Genomic DNA, 18,974 nt, shown 5'->3' on the forward strand with positions numbered 1-18,974 from the left:
CTAAAACTCCGCGTACATGCGCCCGGGGTTGAACAGCCCTTGCGGGTCGAGTTGCGCTTTGAGTTGGCGGTGATAGCGCAGCAGTGTCCAGGCCAGCGGCTGGAACGGCGAAGAGCTGGCGCCGTGGGTGAAGCAGGTGGCATGGCCGCCGAGTTCCTGAGCGAGAATATGCATGTGCTCAACGTCGGATTTCAGCCAGCGTTGTGCACCGGCCCAGTCGATCAGTTGCTCGCCGGGCAGATCCAGTGGCCCGAGATTGTTCGGCAACGACAAGCGCCACAGCGGCAGACCTTCGTTGAAAAACCCTAGACGCTGCTCATTCAGATCGCGCCAGAACCCTGAGTCCAGCGGCTCACCACCAAGGCGTTGATGCGCCGCCGTCACCGAACCTTCGCCGCCCTCGAGACGCAGATACAGACTCTGGCCATCGTGGCAGGCGGCACTGATTGGCAGCGGTTGCTGACCCCATTCGGCAAGCCTGGTCAGTGCCCGCACGCATTCCATATCGAGGCGAATGCTCAGGCACTGGCGCGGTTTCGGCAGCACTTTCAGCGAGACTTCGGTGAGTACACCGAGGCAGCCGTAGCTGCCGGCCATCAGCCGCGACAGGTCATAACCGGCGACGTTTTTCATCACTTCGCCGCCGAAACGCAGGTGCTGACCAAGGCCAGTGATCACCCGCGTGCCAAGGACGAAGTCGCGCACCGAGCCCGACCATGGCCGCCGAGGCCCGGACAACCCCGTGGCGATCATGCCGCCGACGGTGGCGCCTTCACCGAATGCCGGCGGTTCGCACGGCAGCATTTGTCCGGCGGCATCCAGCGCCGCCAGCAGTTCGGACAACGGTGTACCGGCGCGCGCCGTGACCACCAGTTCGGTCGGCTCGTAACGGACGATGCCGCAGTGGGCGCGGGTGTCGAGCACTTCGCCGGCGACCTCGCGGCCGAGAAACGCTTTGCTGTTGCCACCCTGAATCTTCAGCGGCGTGGCATTCGCCCGCGCCTCGTTGACCTGATCGAGCAGGGCGCTGGCGGCGTCGACATCGGCCATCAGAAGCGCTCCAGTTCGGGGAATGGCAATTGCCCGGCGTGAATGTGCATCGCGCCAAATTCGGCGCAGCGGTGCAGGGTCGGAATGTTCTTGCCGGGGTTGAGCAGGCCTTGCGGGTCGAACGCGGCTTTTACGGCATGGAACAGGCTAAGTTCGTCGCTGTTGAACTGCGCGCACATCTGGTTGATTTTCTCGCGACCGACGCCGTGTTCGCCGGTGATGCTGCCGCCGACCTGCACGCACAGTTCAAGGATCTTGCCGCCCAAGGCTTCGGCGCGGTGCAATTCGCCGGGTTGATTGGCGTCGAACAGAATCAACGGGTGCATGTTGCCGTCGCCGGCATGGAACACGTTGGCCACGCGCAAACCGTATTCGTCGCTGAGTCGGGCGATGCTTTGCAGTACACCGGGCAATTCGCGGCGCGGGATGGTGCCGTCCATGCAGTAATAGTCAGGTGATAGACGGCCGATGGCCGGGAAAGCATTTTTGCGCCCGGCCCAGAAGCGCACGCGCTCGGCTTCGTCGCGGGCCTGACGCACTTCGGTGGCGCCGGCCGCGGTCATGACCTCGCGCACCCGTTGGCAATCGTCGTGGACATCGGCTTCGACGCCATCGAGTTCGCACAGCAGAATCGCCTCGGCATCGACCGGGTAACCGGCGTGGATAAAGTCTTCAGCGGCGCGAATGGCGAGGTTGTCCATCATCTCCAGCCCGCCGGGAATGATCCCCGCCGCGATGATTTCGGCGACCGCGCGGCCAGCCTTTTCCACGGAGTCGAAACTGGCCAGCAGGACTTTTGCGACTTGCGGTTTGGGCAGCAGCTTGACCGTGACTTCGGTGATGATCCCCAGCAGGCCTTCGGAACCGGTGAACAACGCGAGCAGATCGAAACCGGCTGAATCGAGCGCATCCGAACCGAGGGTCAGGCGTTCGCCTTCGATGGTCAGCACTTCGATTTTCAGCAGGTTGTGCACGGTCAATCCGTACTTGAGGCAATGCACGCCGCCAGCGTTTTCGGCGACGTTGCCGCCGATCGAGCAGGCGATTTGCGAGGACGGATCCGGCGCGTAATACAGACCGAAAGGCGCGGCTGCCTGAGAGATCGCCAGATTGCGCACCCCCGGTTGAACCCGCGCGGTGCGGGCGGCGGGGTCGATGTGCAGGATATTGTTGAAGCGCGCCATCACCAGCAGCAGGCCCTGTTCCAGCGGCAAGGCGCCGCCGGACAAGCCGGTGCCGGCGCCACGGGCAACCACTGGGACGTTTTGTTGATGGCAGAGTTTGAGCAGGGTTTGCACCTGCTCGAGTCGACGGGGCAGGGCGACCAGCATCGGCGTGGTGCGGTAGGCGGAGAGACCGTCGCATTCGTAGGGTTTGAGTTCTTCGTCTCGCCACAAGATGTCGAGGTCTGGCAGCGTTTGCTGCAATGCCTTGAGGAATTCGGCCTTGTTCACCTGCGGCAATGGACCGTCGAGGCGTTCGTCATAAAGAATATTCATCTCAGGCTTACCCCTTGCTGATCGTTCCCACGCTCTGCGTAGGAATGCAGCCCGTGACGCTCCGCGTCACTGGACGCGGAGCGTCCCTTGAGGCATTACCACGCAGAGCGTGGGAACGATCAGGGGCCGGGCGCGTTGTCATCTCTGGCTTCCCAAAAACTCGCGATAAAGCTCTGCCGTATTCCCCGGCTGTTCAACCATCGGCATGTGCCCGACGTGATCCCAGACATCCACGCGCAAATTGGCGATGCCCTTGCTCCAGACCGGCACGCTGCTGACATCGATCAGCCGATCCTTGCGGCCCCAGAGCAACAGCGCCGGGCATTTGATGTCGGCGAGTTTCGGCTCCATCGGCGGGCTGGCGCGAAAATCGCGGAAGATTTCCTCCAGTTCGTCGCGTTGTTGTTCGTAGCGCTGGGCGATGGCGTCCAGCACCAGGTTCGGTACCCACGGCGGCGATTCCATGGTCATTGCATAAAACCGGCGAAACTCCTCCCGGGAATTGATCAGAAACGGGTTATGCCCGCGCGCCAGATGCCGCTCCATGTCGCTGACCTCGGGCGCGGTGACGCCCGCCGGGTCGATCAGCGCCACCGAGGCGATGCGGTCGGGATAAGTCGCCGCCAGCCACGCGGCAATGTAGCCGCCCATCGAGTTGCCGATCACATGGACTTTCTCCACGCCGCAGACGTCGAGCAACTGGATCATGCGTTTGGCCTGCAACGGAATGTCGTAGCCGCCGCCCGCCTTGAAGCCGGTTTCACCATGGCCGGCAAGGTCCGGGATGATCACCCGATACTGGCGCACAAAGTGCCGGGAAAAGCGCAGCCACAGGTTCTTGTCGGCGCTGTAGCCATGCAGCATCAGAATCGCGCTGGCCGCTTCGTACGGCCCGCCCTGCCAGGTCGAGACGGTCATCTCGGCGATCGGCACTTCGATCTTGTGCAATTTGTACAACTTGGCCTCGATGGCCATGTTCAGGTCGTACAGCCAATGACCGACCGCCGGATAACTCAACCAGCTCCAGGCCACGAAAACCGCGAGGGCGACAAACAGCAAAAGCATCGACGTCTTCCTTTTACGTGTTCAGGACAGAATGTGGTCGGCCGGTTTCAGCGCTCGGGTCAAGCGGTGATAGCTGAAACTGAAGCCGGGAAACATCGCGATCACATGACCGCTCTTGCTTTGATACCAACTGTGGCAGCCGCCGGACTTCCAGACCGTGCGCTCCATCTCCCGATGAATCATCTCAGTGTAGGTACGTTCCGCATCACGGCGCACTTCGATGCTGCGCAGACCCTTCGCCCGCACGGTGCGAATGCAGTCGAGGATGTAGTTCATCTGCGACTCGATGATGAACAGCGCCGAGGTGTGGCCGATGCCGGTGTTGGGGCCGGTGACGATAAACAGGTTGGGAAAGTCCGGCAGGCTGGTGCCCAGATACGCGCGCGGGTATTGCGCCCAGACCTCTCTGAGTTGCACGGCGTTTTTTCCGCTGACCGGGTAGGAAATTACGCCGTCGGTGGCGTCGTAACCGGTCGACCAGACGATCAGATCAACATCGATGTGTTGGCCGTCCTCAGTGTTGATGCCGCTTTCGTCGATGGAAGCGATGCCTTGTTCGCGGGTATGCAAGGTGACATTGGGACGGTTCAGCGCCGGGTAATACGTGCTGGAAACCAGTACCCGTTTGCAGCCGATGGTGAAGTCCGGGGTGAGTTTTTCCCGCAGCGCCGGGTCCGGCACCTGGCGTTTGAGAAAACGCAGGGCGTGCTGCTGGACCATGTGAATCGCCGCTTTCGAGTATTTGAACGCGATGACCCGGGTTTCGAATTGCCAGTAAATCAGCCAGCGCAACAGTTTGTAGGCGGGTTTGCGGCCAAGCAGCCAGCGTTGCAACGGCCCGAACTGGCGATCGGCGCGGGGCAGCACCCAATGCGGCGTGCGCTGGAACACGTGCAGTTGCTCGACCTGCGGCGCAATCGCCGGAATCACCTGCACCGCACTGGCGCCGCTGCCGACGATGGCCACGCGTTTAGCGCGGTAGTCGTAGCTGTGATCCCAATTGTTTGTATGAAACGTCTTGCCTTGAAAGCGCTCCTGGCCGGGAAAGTGCGGGATGACCGGTTGGCTCAATGGCCCGGTGGCATTGATCAGGAACTGCGCATAAAAGGTGCCTTTGCTGGCGGTGTGCACAGCCCAGCGTTTTTCCGTGTCGTCCCATTCGACGCGCTCGACATTGGCCTCCAGCTCCACGCGGTCACGCAAACCGAACTGCTCGATGACATGCTCGGTGTAGCGCTGCAGTTCGGCCTGTCCGGCGAACATCTGCGACCAGCGGTACGGCGCAAACGACAGCGAATACAGCGGCGATGGCACGTCCACCGCAGCGCCGGGGTAGGTGTTCTGGCACCAGGTGCCGCCAAAGAAGTCCCGTCGCTCCAGCAGGCGAAAATCGTCGATTCCGGCCTTGAGCAGGTTGACCGCAGCACATTGACCGCCAAAACCGCTGCCGATGATCAACACGTGGTAGGTGTGCATGGGCCTCCTTCTTATAGTTGTTTTTCCATTTTGCTCCTTTCATGTATAGCCAAATATTTGCACGGCGTGTGGCCCTGATGTCGCTCTATTCAGCCCGCTGGCCGGTGATGGCTATTTAACGTCGCCCTGTTAGACTTCCAGCACATCCGTCCTGCGGTGTGCGTGATCGAGGTCCTTATGGGAAATACCGGAGGAAAGGGACTTTCATTGGCCAGGAGGCTTTATACATCGCGCATCCTCGGGTTGATTCTGGGGCTTGTGTGCGTGAGCGTGTCGATGTACTCGCTCGATCCGCCGCTGTGGGTCTGGGCACTGATGTTCTTCAACGGCCTGGTCTGGCCGCATCTGGCGTTTCAATGGGCGCGCCGCGCCCGGGTTCCTTACCACGCAGAACACCGCAATCTGTTGATCGACGCCTTTTTCGGCGGCTTTTGGCTTGCCGCCATGCATTTCAATCCGTTGCCGACTGCCACGACCATTTCGATGATGGCGATGAACAACGTCGCTATCGGTGGTTCACGTTTTCTGTTGGCAGGTTCTGCGGCGCAGTTGCTCGGGGTCGGCGTCGGGCTGGTGGTGTTTGCTCCGGCATTCGTTCCGCAGACCACGCCTGCGCAAATGTATGCCTGTTTCCCGTTACTGCTGTTGTACCCGCTGGCGCTGGGCTGGATTTGCTTTCGCCAGGCCTACACCCTCGGTCGACATAAACGCGAATTGCTTGCCCTGAGCCGCACCGACAGCCTGACCGGGCTGCTCAACCACGGCGCCTGGAAGGATCAACTGGAGATCGCTTTTCAGCGCTGCAAGCGACAGAAGCAGGGCGCAGCGATTGCGTTGATCGACATCGATCACTTCAAGGCAATCAACGACACTTACGGCCACGTTGCGGGCGACATCGTGTTGCGCCAGTTGAGCAAGTTGCTCAAGCAGAACCTGCGTGCGACAGACGTTGCCGGGCGTTATGGCGGTGATGAGTTCTGCGTGATTTTGCCGGATCTGCCGCTGTTCAATGCCGCGCAGGCCATGGAGGCTTTGCGTGAGCGTTTTGCGATTCTGGGTTATGAGCAGAATCCGGCATTGAAGGTCAGCTTGAGTATTGGCCTGGCGGCTTACGATCCGGCGCATGCCGACGCGACGCGCTGGCTCAATGATGCCGATCAGGCGTTGTATGAAGCCAAGGCAGGCGGGCGTAATCGGGTGATCTGCAATTGCGATGACAAGCCCCGGCAGACATTGCTGGATTCGGTTTGATCCGCATCACAACAAATCCATTGTGGGAGCGAGCCTGCTCGCGAAAGCGCTGGGTCAGCCAACATTGATATCGCCTGACACGACGCCTTCGCGAGCAGGCTCGCTCCCACAGGGGGTTGTGTGTTGTCGGTTAGATCAGTGTCGCATTCGGTGTAGAGCCACGCGCCGATGTCGGGTACGGTTAAATCCCCCCGACGCGAAACAAGGATCGCTTCATGACGTTCTCATTTTCTCGCTCCCTGCTGGCCGCCAGCCTCGGCCTGTCTCTCGCTTTCTCGGCTGCCCATGCCTTCGCCGAACCGCACAAACAAGTGCTCGCCGATGCCGAGCAATACCAGCCAGAAGCGCTGAAATTGCTGGAGCGGCTGGTCAATATCGACTCCGGTTCCGGCTATGAACCGGGCCTCAAGCAAGTCAGCGACATCGCCATTGATGAGTTGAAAAAACTCGGCGCGACCATCGAACTGGTGCCCAATACGCCGGAAAAATCCAACCATGTACTGGCCACGTTCAAAGGCACCGGCAAGGCGAAAATCCTGCTGATGGCGCACATGGACACGGTGTTCAAGGAAGGTTCGGCGGCCGAGCGGCCGTTCCACATCAAGGACGGCCGTGCTTACGGGCCGGGGGTGATGGATGACAAGGGCGGCATCGTCGCCGGGATCTATGCGCTGAAAGTCCTGAAAAACCTCGACTTCAAGGACTACGCGCAAATCACCTTCCTGCTCGACGCCAGTGAAGAAACCGGCTCGGACGTCGCCACCGACCTGATCAAGAAAACCGCCAAACAGCACGACGTGACCCTCAACCTCGAGCCGGGCCGCCCGGCCGATGGCCTGGTGGTGTGGCGCAAGGGCAGCGCGACGGCGCTGGTCGAGGTCAAGGGTAAAGCCGCGCACGCCGGTGTCGCGCCGGAGCTGGGGCGCAACGCCGCGATGGAGGCCGCGCACCAGATTCTGCAACTGGGCAAACTTGGCGATGAGGCGAAGAAAACCACCATCAACTTCACCGTGCTCAAGGCCGGTGACCGCACCAACGTGATTCCCGATCAAGCCACGGCCAAGGCTGACGTGCGCGCGGCGGTGCCGGAGGAGTTCGACCGGATCGAGAAGGATCTGGCGCGGGTGTCGCAGGATAAATTGATTCCTGAGACTGAAGTGAAGACTTCGTTGCAGCGCGGCTTGCCACCAATGCCGCAGACGCCGGAGTCGGATCGTCTGATGGCCATGGCTCAGGGGATTTACGGGGAGATTGGCCGCAAATTGACCGAGGAGGGCAGTGGCGGTGCGGCGGATGCGAGTTTGTCGGCCGGGGTCGGCACGCCGACGCTGGATGGTTTCGGGATTGTTGGCGGCAATATTCACACGCCAGAGGAATACGCCGAAGTGGCGAGCGTGGCGCCGCGGATTTATCTCTTGTCGCGGATGATTATGGAGTTGGCCAAGCCGCGGTGAAGGGGTGATCGTTCCCACGCTCTGCGTGGGAATGCCTCAACGGACGCTCCGCGTTCGGCTTTGTGTGGGACGCAGAGCGTCCTGGGCTGCATTCCCACGCGGAGCGTGGGAACGATCATTAAGCCGCGGTGAGGTGGTTTGCGGTGTGATGAGGTCGGCGGGGTGCCAGATAAATCGGCCCCTCACCCTAACCCTCTCCCAGAGGGAGAGGGGACTGATCGCGTTGTTTCTGGTCCATGTGGCAACCGGCAGATCAAGTTGAATGCAAATTCGCATTCAACGCGGTCTCTCACGTCGGCGTAGCTCCCGAGCATCCCCCAATCAGTTCCCTCTCCCTCCGGGAGAGGGCTAGGGTGAGGGGCTTTTGTGGGAAAAGTGGAAGGCGCGGACGGCGTACAACTTTCCAAGACGTTTCCTACAACGTACCCTGTTGCCGCATTTCGGTATCGACCCCTATAGTTCGGGCTCGCGGAAAAACACCGCGAACGACCTTGGCCGGTCGATACAGAGACGTACAGTCTGCCCAACATATTCAGTCGATGTTTGTCTGTGATGTTGTGTTATGGCGGCTGTGCGTGGGACACCTTCGGGTGTGCCGGTTCCTGTATCCGGTCGGCCAACCCGCGTACGGCTGCCACCTTCCTCGTTTGGCCGCGACTGGTGGTAGCTCTCTCAATACAGGAGTTATACCAATGTGTGATCAAGTAATGCCCCGCTTCCTCCCCATCGACACCTACGACGCCGAATCCCCGGTGCTCTTCCTCAACACTCACTCAGAACTCAGCGACATGGCCGCCTGTGCGATGCACCGGTTTGTGGTTGTGCGCGATCTGGCCGACACCTTTGCCAGTCTCAATCTCAAGGGCATTTCCGATTGTGATCTGACGCGTGTGACCAGCGCGGTGCATCTGTTGATGCGCGAGGGCTGTGCGATTCTGAATGTGATTCAGGCGCGGGCGGTGCAGAGGGAGGAGGCTTACAAGACGCCGGTTTAGCGGTGTAGCGGCAGGCCTCATCGCTGGCAAGCCAGCTCCCACAGGGTTTGGTGTTGAACCATCAATTGATGTCGAACCGCATAACCTGTGGGAGCCTGGCTTGCCAGCGATGGCGTCAGCCCGGCCAACCCATCACTCCTTGACGCTCATGTATTCCTTGGCCCAGAGAATGTATTCCTCCGGTTGGGTATAGGTGTGCGTCAACTCGGTCGCGCTCAAATCGGACGCCTGGGTAAAGATCTGCCGCTGTTCACGCAAGCTGTCATACGTCGCTTTGATCGCCGCAAAGTACGCACCATGCCCATCAATGGTCACGCGCACACCGAGTTCGGCCAGACGTTTGTCATCGCGCAACGCCGGGTTGCCGTAGGTCACCAGCATCAGCGGAACGGTCAGGTGTTCGGCGATTTGCTCGAGCTGATCGAAATCCTGAATCCCGACCATGCAGATGCCGTCAGCCCCGGCAGCCTGATACTGGCGAGTGCGGCTGATGATTTCCTGGTTCGGCAGGATGCCGGCGTTGGTACGGGCGATGATCGCCATTTCCGTATCAACCCGGGCTTCCAATGCCGCGCGGATCTTGCCGACGCCTTCGGCAACGGTGATCAGGTCGGTGGATTTGCGGCCGAATTGGGCCGGCAGCAAGGTGTCTTCGATGGTCAGGGCGGCGACCCCGGCGCGTTCCAGTTCAACGATGGTGCGCATCACGTTGAGGGCGTTGCCGTAGCCGTGGTCGGCGTCGGCGATCACCGGCAATTGGGCGACGCGGCCGATGCGGGTGGCCTGTTCGGCGAACTCGCTGAGGGTGATCAGGGCAAAGTCCGGGGCACCGAGCACCTGCAACGAGGCCACGGAACCGCCGAGGATCCCCACTTCAAAACCGAGGTCAGCGGCAATGCGCGCGGACATCGGATCGAACACCGACGCCGTGTGATAGCAGGTGTCAGAGGCCAGCAGTTGACGGAAGTTACGGCGCAAATCTTGATGGGAAAGCCTGGTCATACGAGTTCCACCAATACAAAGGAATGGAAAGGCTTGAACAAAGGTGTCAACGCCGAAGAATGAAAAGGCTATCACGCGAATGGGTCAATGATCATGACGAATTTGCAAGGGACAGGTTGTCGCGGACTCTTTTGCTGAAAGGATTTACCTTTTTGCGGTGATGACCGTCAGGCCGCCACCGCCTGTTGCTGTTGATTGGGCAACATCGCCGCGCGCACCGAATTGCCCGGTTGCAGTTGCAGGCGCTTGGCGGTGAGGCGGTCGATCACCAGGCTGCTGCCGACCCGGCGGGCGCGGGCGACGGTGATGCGGCAGTTTTCCAGACGGCGGTTGTGAATCAGCCACAACGGTGCCTGTTCATCCGGGCTGCCGAGGCTCAGGGTCAGCTCGACGCTCTCGCGCACGGTGCGGATATTGCGCACCGGCGCTTCGATTACCGGGCCGCCGTCGAAGATGTCGATGTAGCCTTTGTGGGTAAAACCTTCGGCCTGAAGGATTTTCAGCGCCGGCTCGGTATTCGGGTGTGCCTGGCCGATCGCCGCCTGGGCTTGTTCGGTGAGCATGCAGGTGTACAGCGGCTGGCGCGGCATCAGTTCGGCGATGAACGATTTGTTGCCAAGGCCCGACAAGTGATCGGCATGGCTGAAGTCCATCTGGAAGAAATGCCGGCCCAGACTGTCCCAGAACGGCGAACAACCGTGTTCATCGGCGCTGCCGCGCAGTTCGGCAATCATCTTCTCGCCGAACAGGTGCGGAAACTCGGCAACGAACAGCAAACGCCCCAGCGACAACAGGCGGCCATTGCTGCCGTGGCGCTGATCATGGCCGAGAAACAACGAGCACAGCTCCGATTGGCCGGTGAGTTCGTTGTTGAGAAACAGCGTCGGTATCTGCCGTTGAATGCCCAGATCCGGCGCCGAACTCACCGTTAACCCGACCCGATAGTTGTACCAGGGCTCGCGCAGGCCGACCGCCCCGGCCAGTGCGCTGACGCCGACCACGCGCATGTCGTCGTCTTCGAGCACAAACAGATAGTCCGCGTCGGCCCGTTCCACCTGTTCGGCGAACGCTCGTTGCGCCCAGCGGACCCGGTGGGACAGGCGATCTTCGTTGGCCGGCAGGGTGGTGAACCCCGGGCCGGCCTGTTGCACCAGCGCCATCAAGGCTGGCAGGTCGCTGACTTTGACCGGGCGGACAATCATGCTGTAACTCCTTCGCGCCTGTTCGGGCACTGTCGTTGGCTGCGCAACCGGGCGGGTTTCACAGGGCAATCAGCCGAATCGGGCTGCCATTGGTCACGTTCAGCGCCGCACACATTGCAGGGGTGAGGGACAGCGGTTGATCGGGTTGGTAATCGAGTTCGGCAATCATCGCCCGGAAGCCGTGCAGCGCGTCATTGCTCAGCAGATAACGGCCACGGGCATCGATCTGTGGCTGTTGCTGCACCGTTGCCATCTGGCTACGCGCGATCGAACGGATATTGGCGGTGCGCGCATACAGAGTCGGGCCCGCGTCGAACAGGTCGATGTAGCTGTTGGTTTCGAAGCCTTCACGCTCAAGGATGTCGAACGCTTCCTGACCGTCCGGGTGGATACGACCGATACAGTCTTGCGCCGCTTGCGGCAGCATCGGCACGTAAATCGGGTATTGCGGCATCAGTTCGGCGAGAAAGGTGCGGCTCTGCAGCCCGCACAGGCGTTCGGCTTCAACGTAGGGCAGGTCGAAGAAGTGTTTGCCCAGTGCATCCCAGAACGGCGAATGACCTTCCTCATCGCTGTAGCCGACGATTTCGGTAATCACCGCCTCGGCGAAGCGCGGCGCATGAGCGGCCATGAACAGCAGGCGCGCCCGTGACAGCAACTCGGAGAACGGCGTGCGCACCAGATTGGCGTCGATGTGAAAGCCGCGCAGCAGTGTGTGATCGTTGAGATCGTGGCACAGCGACAGCGCTGGCACGCCGTGTTCAATGTTCAGCTCGCGGGAAGCACTGGTGAAGTGGCGGTTGCGCAGGCTGTAGAACGGCTCGTCAAAACCCGCCGTCGCGAGAATCTCCGAGCAGCCGACCAGTCGCTGGTCGTCCAGGTCTTCCAGCACGAAGAAGTAGTTCTCCGGGCCGTGGGCCGCCGCCGCGCTGGCAAACGAGGCGCAGGAACCGGCGATTTTCGCGCGCAGGCGCTCGCTGTCGTCCGGCAGGGAGGTCACGCCCACCAGACTGTCGCGGGCCAATTGTTGGAGCTGGGGCAGGTCAGTCTGCTCGACTGGGCGTAAGACCAGCATGGATGTACTCCTGTATCAAAAGGTTCGGCAAAGTCGCCGAACCTGACTATCACTGTCGGTTTCCACGCGATAAATCGGCGGTCGCCTGATTTGTTGTCAGACGCCGCTCTTTTTCTTGTCAGCCGTTGCTCGGGTCAGGCAGCGCGGTACTGGCGCCGAGCTTGTTGAGGAAGAACAGGTACACCAGACCCAAGGCAATCCAGATCAGCCCGAGTTTCTGCGCATCGACGCCCATGTTGTACATGATGGCCGCGACGATGATGAAGCCGACCACCGGGCAGATCAGGTGACGCACGACCTGACCGGACTTTTGCCGACGCCAGTAGTAGTTGATCACTGTCAGGTGCAGCAGCATGAAACCGCTGAGCGCGCCGAAGTTGACCAGCGAGGTCAGGGTGTCGACCGAGTTGATGAACAGATAGCAGATGACCAGCGACAGCACCGCCACCAGATAAATGCTCAGGTACGGCGTGTTGTGTTTCGGGTGAACCTTGGCCAGCACTTTTGGCAATTTGCCGTCGCGCGCCATGCCGAACAGCAAGCGCGAAACAGCGGCTTGCGAGGTGATGGCCACGGCCACGCCCCAGGCCAGCGCCGTCGCGACAGCGGTCAGAGTCGCCAGCCAACTGCCGGCGGCGATTTCGGCGATTTCATAGAACGCGGTGTCGGCGGACTTGAAACCCATGCCCGCTGCCAGATCGGTGGCGATCCAGGTTTGTGCAACGAAAATCACGCCCATGACCACCAGGGTGATCAACGCGGCTTTGCCAACGCTTTTGCCCGGATCACCTTTGATTTCTTCGGCGAGGGTAGAGATCGCATCGAAGCCGAGGAATGACAGCACGGCAATCGACACCGCTTGCATCAGCAGGGCGAAGTTGAAGGTTTCCGGGTGATACAGCGGCGCCAGGGTCAGCTCGCCGTTACCGCCACCGTTGTGCAGGGCATTCCACGCGTAGAACAGGAAGATGCCGAGTACTACCAGTTGTGCCAGCAGGAAGATGATGTTCATCCGCGCGGTGAAGGTGATGCCGCGCAGGTTGACGAAGGTCGCGCTGACCAGGAACGCCAGAATAAAGCCGACTTTCGGGATGTCCGGGTACAAATGGTTGAGCGCCATCGCCGCGTAGACGTAAAGCAGCGGCGGAATCAGCAGGTAATCGAGCAGCATCAGCCAGCCGGCGATGAAGCCGACGTGCTGATTGAGGCCGCGTTGCGCATAGGAATACACCGAGCCGGCAATCGGAAAGGCCTTGGCCATGCTGCCGTAGCTCAATGCGGTGAACAGCATCGCCACCATGCCGATGATGTACGCCAGCGGCACCATCCCCGGGGCTTCGGCGTTGACGTAGCCGTAAACCCCGAACGGGGCGATGGGGATCATGAAGATCATCCCGTACACCACCAGGTCGGTCAGCGTCAGGCTACGTTTCAACTCTTGCTTGTAGCCGAATTCTTCAATTTCCATGAAGCGCAACTCCTTGTCAGCCAGTCGGTCGTTTTAGTTGTTATCGGTCCATCGTTTACAGCGTTAGCAGTCTTTCATTACAGCAATGGCGCGAGGTATCCGGCCCAGCGCGATACGGCTTCGGGGCTGCGCAGCAAGTCGTTGCGCACCTCGATCAGCACCGAGTCGAGGCCACGGGCATCGCCGTGCACGGGCACGGTCATGTCGCCCAGCGGATCAATCCTGTACGGCTGATTACCGGCCACTTTCAGCGGGTGTTCGCCGAGTCCATCGAGCAAACGTTGCGCGTAGGCCTTGGCCTGCCCGAACAGCACGCCGGCTTCCAGTGGTCGCGGCTGGCCGTAATACACCGGGGTGAAACTGTGAATCCCCACCACACGCACTGCCTGGCCCTGAGCAACACGCTCGTCGATCAAGGTTTGCAAGCGCGCGTGAAACGGCTTGAACAGGGTCTGACGGCGGTATTCGCGGGTGGCTTCGTCCAGCTCGCGGTTGCCCGGCACCTGATAAATCTCGCTCTGCGCCGGAATGCTGTCGGGGGCGTGGCGTGGCCGGTTCAGGTCGATCAGCAGGCGCGAATAATTGGCGCTCAACAGGGTGGCGCCGAGCCTTTCCGATAACTGCTCGGCCAGTTGCAACGCGCCGATGTCCCAGGCGATGTGTTCGCGGGCGGCGCTAGCGTCCAGGCCCAGATTGTTCAGGGCCTCGGGGATGTAGCGGCTGGCGTGTTCGCACACCAGAATCAACGGGTGCGTGGAGTCGGCGCGGCTCAGGTTGTAGGCCGGACGGGTGTACAACCCCAGTTCGGCGGATTCAGTACAGGCGTGCATAGTGCTCACACAAGTCAGCGGGCGAGAGCTGTTCCGTCAGCGCCAGTTCCTCGGTTTTCAGGGCGTAGTAGGTGTCGAGCAGCGGCTTGGGCAGCCATTCGGTGAAGGCGCCACTGTTGCGCAGGCAATCCAGCGCCTGGGCCAGCGAGGCGGGCAGGGCGACGATGCCCCGGGCCTTGCGTTGCTCGTCGTTGAGTGAATCGGGAATTTCATTGGTGATCGCGTTCAGCGCGAGGCGTTGTTCGATACCCAGTCGCCCGGCGATCAGCAGTGCAGCCATGGCCAGATGCGGTGAGGCAGTGGCGTCCATGGCGCGGAATTCGAGGTTGAACTGGTTGGCCACGGGCTTGCCGCCGAGGGTCACTGTCGGGCAGATGCGCAGCGCTGCTTCACGGTTTTGTTGGCCGAGACAAGCGTAAGAGGCGCTCCAGTGATGCGGCTGCAAGCGTTCGTACGACACCGGAGTCGGTGCGGTAAACGCACACAGAGCCGGCAAGTAATGCAGGATCCCCGCCGCCCAATGCTGGCCGAGGCTCGACAGACCATTGCTGGTACCAGCGTCGTAGAGCATCGGCAGACCGCCCAGATCGAGCAGGCTGACGTGCAGATGCACGCCGTTGCACACCGCGTCGGCGGCGGTCTTCGGCGCAAAGCTCAAATCGAGACCCATTTGCCGGGCGATCTCGCGGCTGATCTCGCGCACGTTGACGGCACGATCGGCCGCCGCCACGCCGAGCGTCGGGCGGCAGGTGATTTCGTACTGGTGCTTACCGTACTCGGGCAGAAACATTTCCGGCTCGACACCGCCGGCGCGCAGGGCACTGAGCAGCCAGCCGCCGAACTCGGCACCTTGGCGCTGGGCTTCGAGGGAGAACGCCAGATGCTCGGCAAAACCGGCGTGCAGGTTGAATTCATGTTCGAACGCGGCGTTGACCTGCAAGCCCAGTTCATCGCGATAACGTTCGATTTCGTCACGCAACAGCGTGCGCGGGCAGGCGCCCCACGGCCGGCCATCGGTTTCGCGAATATCGCCATGGATGAAGTCCAGCGCCGGTGCGTCGACGTCCGGGCCGTTGCCGACGGTGACGCGGCTGCTCAGATCGGGAATCAACCGCAGGTCGCCATAAGCGCCCCACGGATTGGTCGAGGCAATGATGTCCTGCGGCGTCAACGCGCTGTTGGCCGGCACCCAGCCGCACCCGGCGGCCTGATAATGCTCCAGCTCATCGGTGGGAAACGAGCGGCCACGGGTGATGCCGATCAGGTCAGTGGTGACCAGCGTGGTCATCGGCAGCGGCGTCAGGCGCGTGCTCATGGCCGCATCTCCTGCAGGCGGGCGAGCACGGTGTCGGTGTCGGTAATCCAGCAGTAACCCTTGATCGCATTCAGGCAGGCATGGTGGCGTTCGGCGCTGTAGGTGGCGCAGGCATCTTCGACCAGTGTGACCAGATAGCCACGGTCGGCGGCGTCGCGCACGGCCATGTCCACGCATTGGTCGGTGACGATGCCGGCGATGATCAGGTGGCGGGTTTCGAGGTTGCGCAGCACGTAGTCGATGTTGGTCGAGTTGAACACCCCGGACGAGGTCTTCGGCAGGACGATTTCGTTTTCCACCGGGCTCAGGTCTTCAATGATCCGCGCCTGCACGCTGCCTTTGGGCAGGTGCATGTCCGAGAGCTTGTGATCGAGCGAACGGTCGCGGCCATCGGCGGTAAGGCTTTCGATAATGGTGTGCAGCACGTTCTGCCGCGCCTCGCGAAAAGCACTGAGCAAACGACGTTGATTGGGTACCACCTGCATGTGCGCGCGGGTCAGGAAATACTCGGCTTCAGGACCGTTGAGGTGCGCGTCGAACTGCGGCTCGAGCCAGGCACGCTGCATGTCCACCAGCAACAGCGCGGTGTGATCGGTGACAAACGGCAAGTCCCGCGGCGAGCGGTGGGGAAGGCTGAACATCCTTATTTATCCTCCAGCAGGTGGGTGTTGAAGTCATTGCGCAGGGCATCGATGCCTTCCAGGCGATCGGCGAGGTTTTCGGTGCGCAGGGTCAGGCAGGCAATCAGTGCTTCGACCTGAGCCAGCGCCGGCACCATGGTGTCGAACGGCGAGGCCGATTCGACCGGGGCGCTGATGATCAGGTCGGCCAGTTCGCGCAGCGGCGAGGCGTAGATGTCGGTGAACAGCACCACACGGGCGTTGTTGTTCTTCGCGGCACTGGCGACGCGCAGGGCCTGAGTCTGATAGCGGCGATAATCGAACACCAGCACGACGTCCTGGCGTTGCAGATCGAACAGACGATCGGGCAGTTGCGCGTTGTCTTCCAGAGCGAAGCAACCGGGGCGCAGCAGGCGCAAGTGATTGAGCAGGTAAGTGGCCATCAGGCTGCTGAAACGCCCGCCGAAGCAATAAACCTGATGCCGCGCGTCGAGCAGCCAGTCGGTGAGAATGCGCACGTCTTCGGGTTGGGTCAGCGATTGGGTTTCGACCAGCAGGCGATGGCTGTCGCCCAGATAGTGGCTCCAGGCGTCGTCCTTGTGCTGATGGGCGCGCGGTTGCAACAGCGTACGCGGCGAGCGCAGACGATGATCCATGTCGCTGAGCAGGGCATCCTGAAATTCGGCATAACCGCCGAAGCCGAGTTTTTTTACCAGCCGCACAATGGTCGGATCGCTGACGCCGGCGTGTTCGGCCAGACGCGCCATCGGCCCCAGACCGTTACGTGGGTACTGATCCAGCAAGGCGCGAACGACTTTGCGCTCCGACGGCGTAAGATCCAGGCCGGGGTCGGTGATCAGGTCTCTGAGAGGGGGCATCCGGGCTCCTGCTGGATGGAGGGTGTTGAATTCGCTTCATAATCCGTTAAAACAGTATTTATGTAACTGACGTTACATGTCTAGTGAATTTTTCAGTGTGTTGAAAAGGCTCCAGAATGGAGCGAGATGCCCGTGTAACAAGGGCTACACGTAATTCGATCGCGCTTGTAGTCCATTGCCCACAACGCTGTCAGATATTGCCGTATTCCTGGCGTCGTCGTTTTTTGCCGTGGCGATCCAGAAGCCCCGCAACCCCCGGTTTACGGCACAATTGCCCACAGAGCGGCTTGGCGCCGTTGATTTTCATGAAGGCCTACCGGAGCGATCCCTGTGCAGACCACTCGTTTGACATTGATTTGCCATGCACGAACCGTCGCACAGAAATTGGCGTGTTTTCCTACGAATGAACCTGTTGAAAATAGTGGGTTGGCGCCAGGATCTCTGGCCGACCGTTTCGATGCCTCGCGGCGCTTGATTTGCGCGCCGGAATTGCGCACGCAACAGACGGCGGCATGGTTTGGTGCGGATGCGCAAATTGAAGAGGCGCTGCGCGATTGCGACTGGGGCCGCTGGCATGGGCTGTCGATCAAGTCCCTGCAGGGCTCGGAAGACGCCGCGCTGCATGCCTGGCTGGAAGATCCCCACGCCATACCCCATGGTGGTGAGTCGGTGGCGCAGTTGTGTGAACGCGTGGCGCAGTGGCTGACCAGCCTGCAAGCCACGCCGGAGCATGTAGTGGCGGTGACGCATCCATTTGTCATCCGCGCCGCGCTGATCCACGTGATGCGCGGCACCGCGTTTCATGACATTGATGTCGAACCATTGTCGATGGTCGAACTGCGCTTCACCGGGCGTTGGCGGCTACGCTTGCCGGGCCTGGACGTTAAAGGAGCACGTTGATGAAACAACTGCTGGTGATCGGCATCGGTGCCGGTAATCCCGACTACATCACGATGCAGGCCGTGAAGGCGCTGAATCAGGTCGACGTGTTCTTCCTGATGGATAAAGGCCAGAGCAAAGACAAACTGATCGACCTGCGCCGTGAGATCTGTGAGCGCTACATCGACGACCCCGACTATCGCTTCGTCGAAGCCCACAGCCCGGAACGCGAGCGCGGTGATGTTGACTACACGGCCAGTGTCGATGAGCTGAACCGTGCCAAGCAGCAGACCTTCGAGCGGCTGATCAATGACGAATTGTCTGACGGCCAGTGCGGCGGTTTCCTGGTGTGGGGCGACCCGGCGCTGTACGACAGCACCGTGCGCATCCTCCAGGCCATTCTGGCCTCGGGTGCGTCTGCCTTCGAGTTTGCGGTGATCCCCGGGATCACCAGTGTTCAGGCGCTGGCGGCGCAACACAAAGTGCCGCTGAACACGATCGGCCGTTCCATTGAAATCACCACCGGGCGGCGTTTGGCGGCAGGGCAGGTGAGTGATGCGGACAGTCTGGTGGTGATGCTCGATGCTGAAGATTCGTATCACCACGTCGCGGATCGGCAAACCGAGATTTACTGGGGTGCCTACCTGGGCACGCCGGACGAGATTCTGATCAGTGGCAGGCTGGCGGATGTCGCGGATGAGATCGAGCGGGTGCGCAAGGCGGCGCGGGCGGAGCATGGGTGGATCATGGATACGTACTTGCTGCGTAAGCCTTAGATTTTCGCTGGCCGGGCTGGCCCCTTCGCGAGCAGGCTCGCTCCCACAGGGGAACGCATCTCAAAATGTAGGAGTGAGCCTGCTCGCGATAGGGCCGGAACATTCAACGCAGATTTCGAACAGGCAAAAAAACACCCGG

Annotated in this window: 17 protein-coding genes; 5 read left to right on the top strand and 12 right to left on the bottom strand. The window is 61.0% G+C overall.

Features of this window, described 5'->3' with window-relative positions:
- The 4 genes from glcE to PspS49_RS11350 form a co-directional block, all read right to left on the bottom strand.
- Positions 1 to 1,050 (bottom strand): glycolate oxidase subunit GlcE, encoded by a 1,050-nt coding sequence (gene glcE / locus PspS49_RS11335; RefSeq protein ID WP_160039316.1) that lies wholly within the window; start codon positions 1,048 to 1,050, stop codon positions 1 to 3.
- Positions 1,050 to 2,549: a glycolate oxidase subunit GlcD gene (gene glcD, locus PspS49_RS11340; RefSeq protein ID WP_160039318.1), complete on the bottom strand. Its 1,500-nt coding sequence runs from the start codon at positions 2,547 to 2,549 to the stop codon at positions 1,050 to 1,052. Before glcD ends, glcE begins: the two co-directional genes overlap by 1 nt.
- Positions 2,550 to 2,687: 138 nt before the next feature.
- Positions 2,688 to 3,614, bottom strand: coding sequence for an alpha/beta fold hydrolase (locus PspS49_RS11345; RefSeq protein WP_150774494.1), 927 nt, complete (start codon positions 3,612 to 3,614; stop codon positions 2,688 to 2,690).
- Positions 3,615 to 3,635: 21 nt separating this feature from the next.
- Entirely contained in the window at positions 3,636 to 5,090 is a 1,455-nt protein-coding gene (locus tag PspS49_RS11350) for an NAD(P)/FAD-dependent oxidoreductase (RefSeq protein WP_160039320.1), read from the bottom strand.
- 177 nt (positions 5,091 to 5,267) lie between these two features.
- Here PspS49_RS11350 and PspS49_RS11355 point away from each other — a divergent pair, with 177 nt between their 5' ends.
- From PspS49_RS11355 to PspS49_RS11365, 3 genes are all read left to right on the top strand, one after another.
- On the top strand, positions 5,268 to 6,341 hold the full coding sequence (locus tag PspS49_RS11355; protein WP_160039322.1) for a diguanylate cyclase: 1,074 nt from the start codon (positions 5,268 to 5,270) through the stop codon (positions 6,339 to 6,341).
- 215 nt (positions 6,342 to 6,556) lie between these two features.
- Positions 6,557 to 7,795, top strand: a complete 1,239-nt coding sequence (locus PspS49_RS11360) for a M20/M25/M40 family metallo-hydrolase (RefSeq protein ID WP_160039324.1) — start codon at positions 6,557 to 6,559, stop codon at positions 7,793 to 7,795.
- Positions 7,796 to 8,487: 692 nt separating this feature from the next.
- Positions 8,488 to 8,790, top strand: coding sequence for a hypothetical protein (locus tag PspS49_RS11365; RefSeq protein WP_038369113.1), 303 nt, complete (start codon positions 8,488 to 8,490; stop codon positions 8,788 to 8,790).
- Between the two features lie 132 nt (positions 8,791 to 8,922).
- Here the strand turns inward: PspS49_RS11365 and PspS49_RS11370 are convergent, their stop codons facing one another.
- The 8 genes from PspS49_RS11370 to PspS49_RS11405 form a co-directional block, all read right to left on the bottom strand.
- Positions 8,923 to 9,792 (bottom strand): oxaloacetate decarboxylase, encoded by an 870-nt coding sequence (locus PspS49_RS11370; protein ID WP_007919546.1) that lies wholly within the window; start codon positions 9,790 to 9,792, stop codon positions 8,923 to 8,925.
- A 167-nt stretch (positions 9,793 to 9,959) separates the two neighbouring features.
- Positions 9,960 to 10,994 (bottom strand): arginine N-succinyltransferase, encoded by a 1,035-nt coding sequence (gene astA, locus PspS49_RS11375; RefSeq protein ID WP_016983246.1) that lies wholly within the window; start codon positions 10,992 to 10,994, stop codon positions 9,960 to 9,962.
- Between the two features lie 58 nt (positions 10,995 to 11,052).
- Positions 11,053 to 12,069: an arginine N-succinyltransferase gene (locus PspS49_RS11380; protein WP_150774497.1), complete on the bottom strand. Its 1,017-nt coding sequence runs from the start codon at positions 12,067 to 12,069 to the stop codon at positions 11,053 to 11,055.
- Positions 12,070 to 12,187: 118 nt separating this feature from the next.
- Positions 12,188 to 13,537 carry an APC family permease gene (locus tag PspS49_RS11385; RefSeq protein WP_007919552.1) on the bottom strand — a complete coding sequence of 450 codons (1,350 nt, stop codon included), beginning with the start codon at positions 13,535 to 13,537 and terminating at the stop codon, positions 12,188 to 12,190.
- A gap of 77 nt (positions 13,538 to 13,614) precedes the next feature.
- The gene (locus tag PspS49_RS11390; RefSeq protein WP_127926709.1) at positions 13,615 to 14,367 is read right to left on the bottom strand and encodes an N-formylglutamate amidohydrolase; all 753 of its coding nucleotides are present in this window, start codon (positions 14,365 to 14,367) and stop codon (positions 13,615 to 13,617) included.
- The gene (locus PspS49_RS11395; RefSeq protein WP_160039326.1) at positions 14,351 to 15,682 is read right to left on the bottom strand and encodes a glutamine synthetase; all 1,332 of its coding nucleotides are present in this window, start codon (positions 15,680 to 15,682) and stop codon (positions 14,351 to 14,353) included. The genes PspS49_RS11390 and PspS49_RS11395 overlap by 17 nt, the downstream gene beginning before the upstream one ends.
- Entirely contained in the window at positions 15,679 to 16,323 is a 645-nt protein-coding gene (locus PspS49_RS11400) for an isochorismatase family cysteine hydrolase (protein WP_116031288.1), read from the bottom strand. Before PspS49_RS11400 ends, PspS49_RS11395 begins: the two co-directional genes overlap by 4 nt.
- A gap of 2 nt (positions 16,324 to 16,325) precedes the next feature.
- On the bottom strand, positions 16,326 to 17,180 hold the full coding sequence (locus tag PspS49_RS11405; protein WP_016983252.1) for a MurR/RpiR family transcriptional regulator: 855 nt from the start codon (positions 17,178 to 17,180) through the stop codon (positions 16,326 to 16,328).
- 330 nt (positions 17,181 to 17,510) lie between these two features.
- Here PspS49_RS11405 and PspS49_RS11410 point away from each other — a divergent pair, with 330 nt between their 5' ends.
- Both PspS49_RS11410 and cobF read left to right on the top strand, forming a co-directional pair.
- Positions 17,511 to 18,080, top strand: coding sequence for a histidine phosphatase family protein (locus tag PspS49_RS11410; RefSeq protein WP_160039328.1), 570 nt, complete (start codon positions 17,511 to 17,513; stop codon positions 18,078 to 18,080).
- Positions 18,080 to 18,835 carry a precorrin-6A synthase (deacetylating) gene (gene cobF / locus PspS49_RS11415; RefSeq protein ID WP_160039330.1) on the top strand — a complete coding sequence of 252 codons (756 nt, stop codon included), beginning with the start codon at positions 18,080 to 18,082 and terminating at the stop codon, positions 18,833 to 18,835. Before PspS49_RS11410 ends, cobF begins: the two co-directional genes overlap by 1 nt.
- Positions 18,836 to 18,974: the final 139 nt, after the last annotated feature.

The sequence above is a fragment of the Pseudomonas sp. S49 genome, assembly GCF_009866785.1.
In the GTDB taxonomy this organism is placed as follows: domain Bacteria; phylum Pseudomonadota; class Gammaproteobacteria; order Pseudomonadales; family Pseudomonadaceae; genus Aquipseudomonas.

What these genes read in the sequence shown, in the direction of transcription:
- glcE (WP_160039316.1), bottom strand. Translation starts at nt 1,050, where the DNA reads ATGGCCGATGTCGACGCCGCCAGCGCCCTGCTCGATCAGGTCAACGAG.
- glcD (WP_160039318.1), bottom strand. Translation starts at nt 2,549, where the DNA reads ATGAATATTCTTTATGACGAACGCCTCGACGGTCCATTGCCGCAGGTG.
- PspS49_RS11345 (WP_150774494.1), bottom strand. Translation starts at nt 3,614, where the DNA reads ATGCTTTTGCTGTTTGTCGCCCTCGCGGTTTTCGTGGCCTGGAGCTGG.
- PspS49_RS11350 (WP_160039320.1), bottom strand. Translation starts at nt 5,090, where the DNA reads ATGCACACCTACCACGTGTTGATCATCGGCAGCGGTTTTGGCGGTCAA.
- PspS49_RS11355 (WP_160039322.1), top strand. Translation starts at nt 5,268, where the DNA reads ATGGGAAATACCGGAGGAAAGGGACTTTCATTGGCCAGGAGGCTTTAT.
- PspS49_RS11360 (WP_160039324.1), top strand. Translation starts at nt 6,557, where the DNA reads ATGACGTTCTCATTTTCTCGCTCCCTGCTGGCCGCCAGCCTCGGCCTG.
- PspS49_RS11365 (WP_038369113.1), top strand. Translation starts at nt 8,488, where the DNA reads ATGTGTGATCAAGTAATGCCCCGCTTCCTCCCCATCGACACCTACGAC.
- PspS49_RS11370 (WP_007919546.1), bottom strand. Translation starts at nt 9,792, where the DNA reads ATGACCAGGCTTTCCCATCAAGATTTGCGCCGTAACTTCCGTCAACTG.
- astA (WP_016983246.1), bottom strand. Translation starts at nt 10,994, where the DNA reads ATGATTGTCCGCCCGGTCAAAGTCAGCGACCTGCCAGCCTTGATGGCG.
- PspS49_RS11380 (WP_150774497.1), bottom strand. Translation starts at nt 12,069, where the DNA reads ATGCTGGTCTTACGCCCAGTCGAGCAGACTGACCTGCCCCAGCTCCAA.
- PspS49_RS11385 (WP_007919552.1), bottom strand. Translation starts at nt 13,537, where the DNA reads ATGGAAATTGAAGAATTCGGCTACAAGCAAGAGTTGAAACGTAGCCTG.
- PspS49_RS11390 (WP_127926709.1), bottom strand. Translation starts at nt 14,367, where the DNA reads ATGCACGCCTGTACTGAATCCGCCGAACTGGGGTTGTACACCCGTCCG.
- PspS49_RS11395 (WP_160039326.1), bottom strand. Translation starts at nt 15,682, where the DNA reads ATGAGCACGCGCCTGACGCCGCTGCCGATGACCACGCTGGTCACCACT.
- PspS49_RS11400 (WP_116031288.1), bottom strand. Translation starts at nt 16,323, where the DNA reads ATGTTCAGCCTTCCCCACCGCTCGCCGCGGGACTTGCCGTTTGTCACC.
- PspS49_RS11405 (WP_016983252.1), bottom strand. Translation starts at nt 17,180, where the DNA reads ATGCCCCCTCTCAGAGACCTGATCACCGACCCCGGCCTGGATCTTACG.
- cobF (WP_160039330.1), top strand. Translation starts at nt 18,080, where the DNA reads ATGAAACAACTGCTGGTGATCGGCATCGGTGCCGGTAATCCCGACTAC.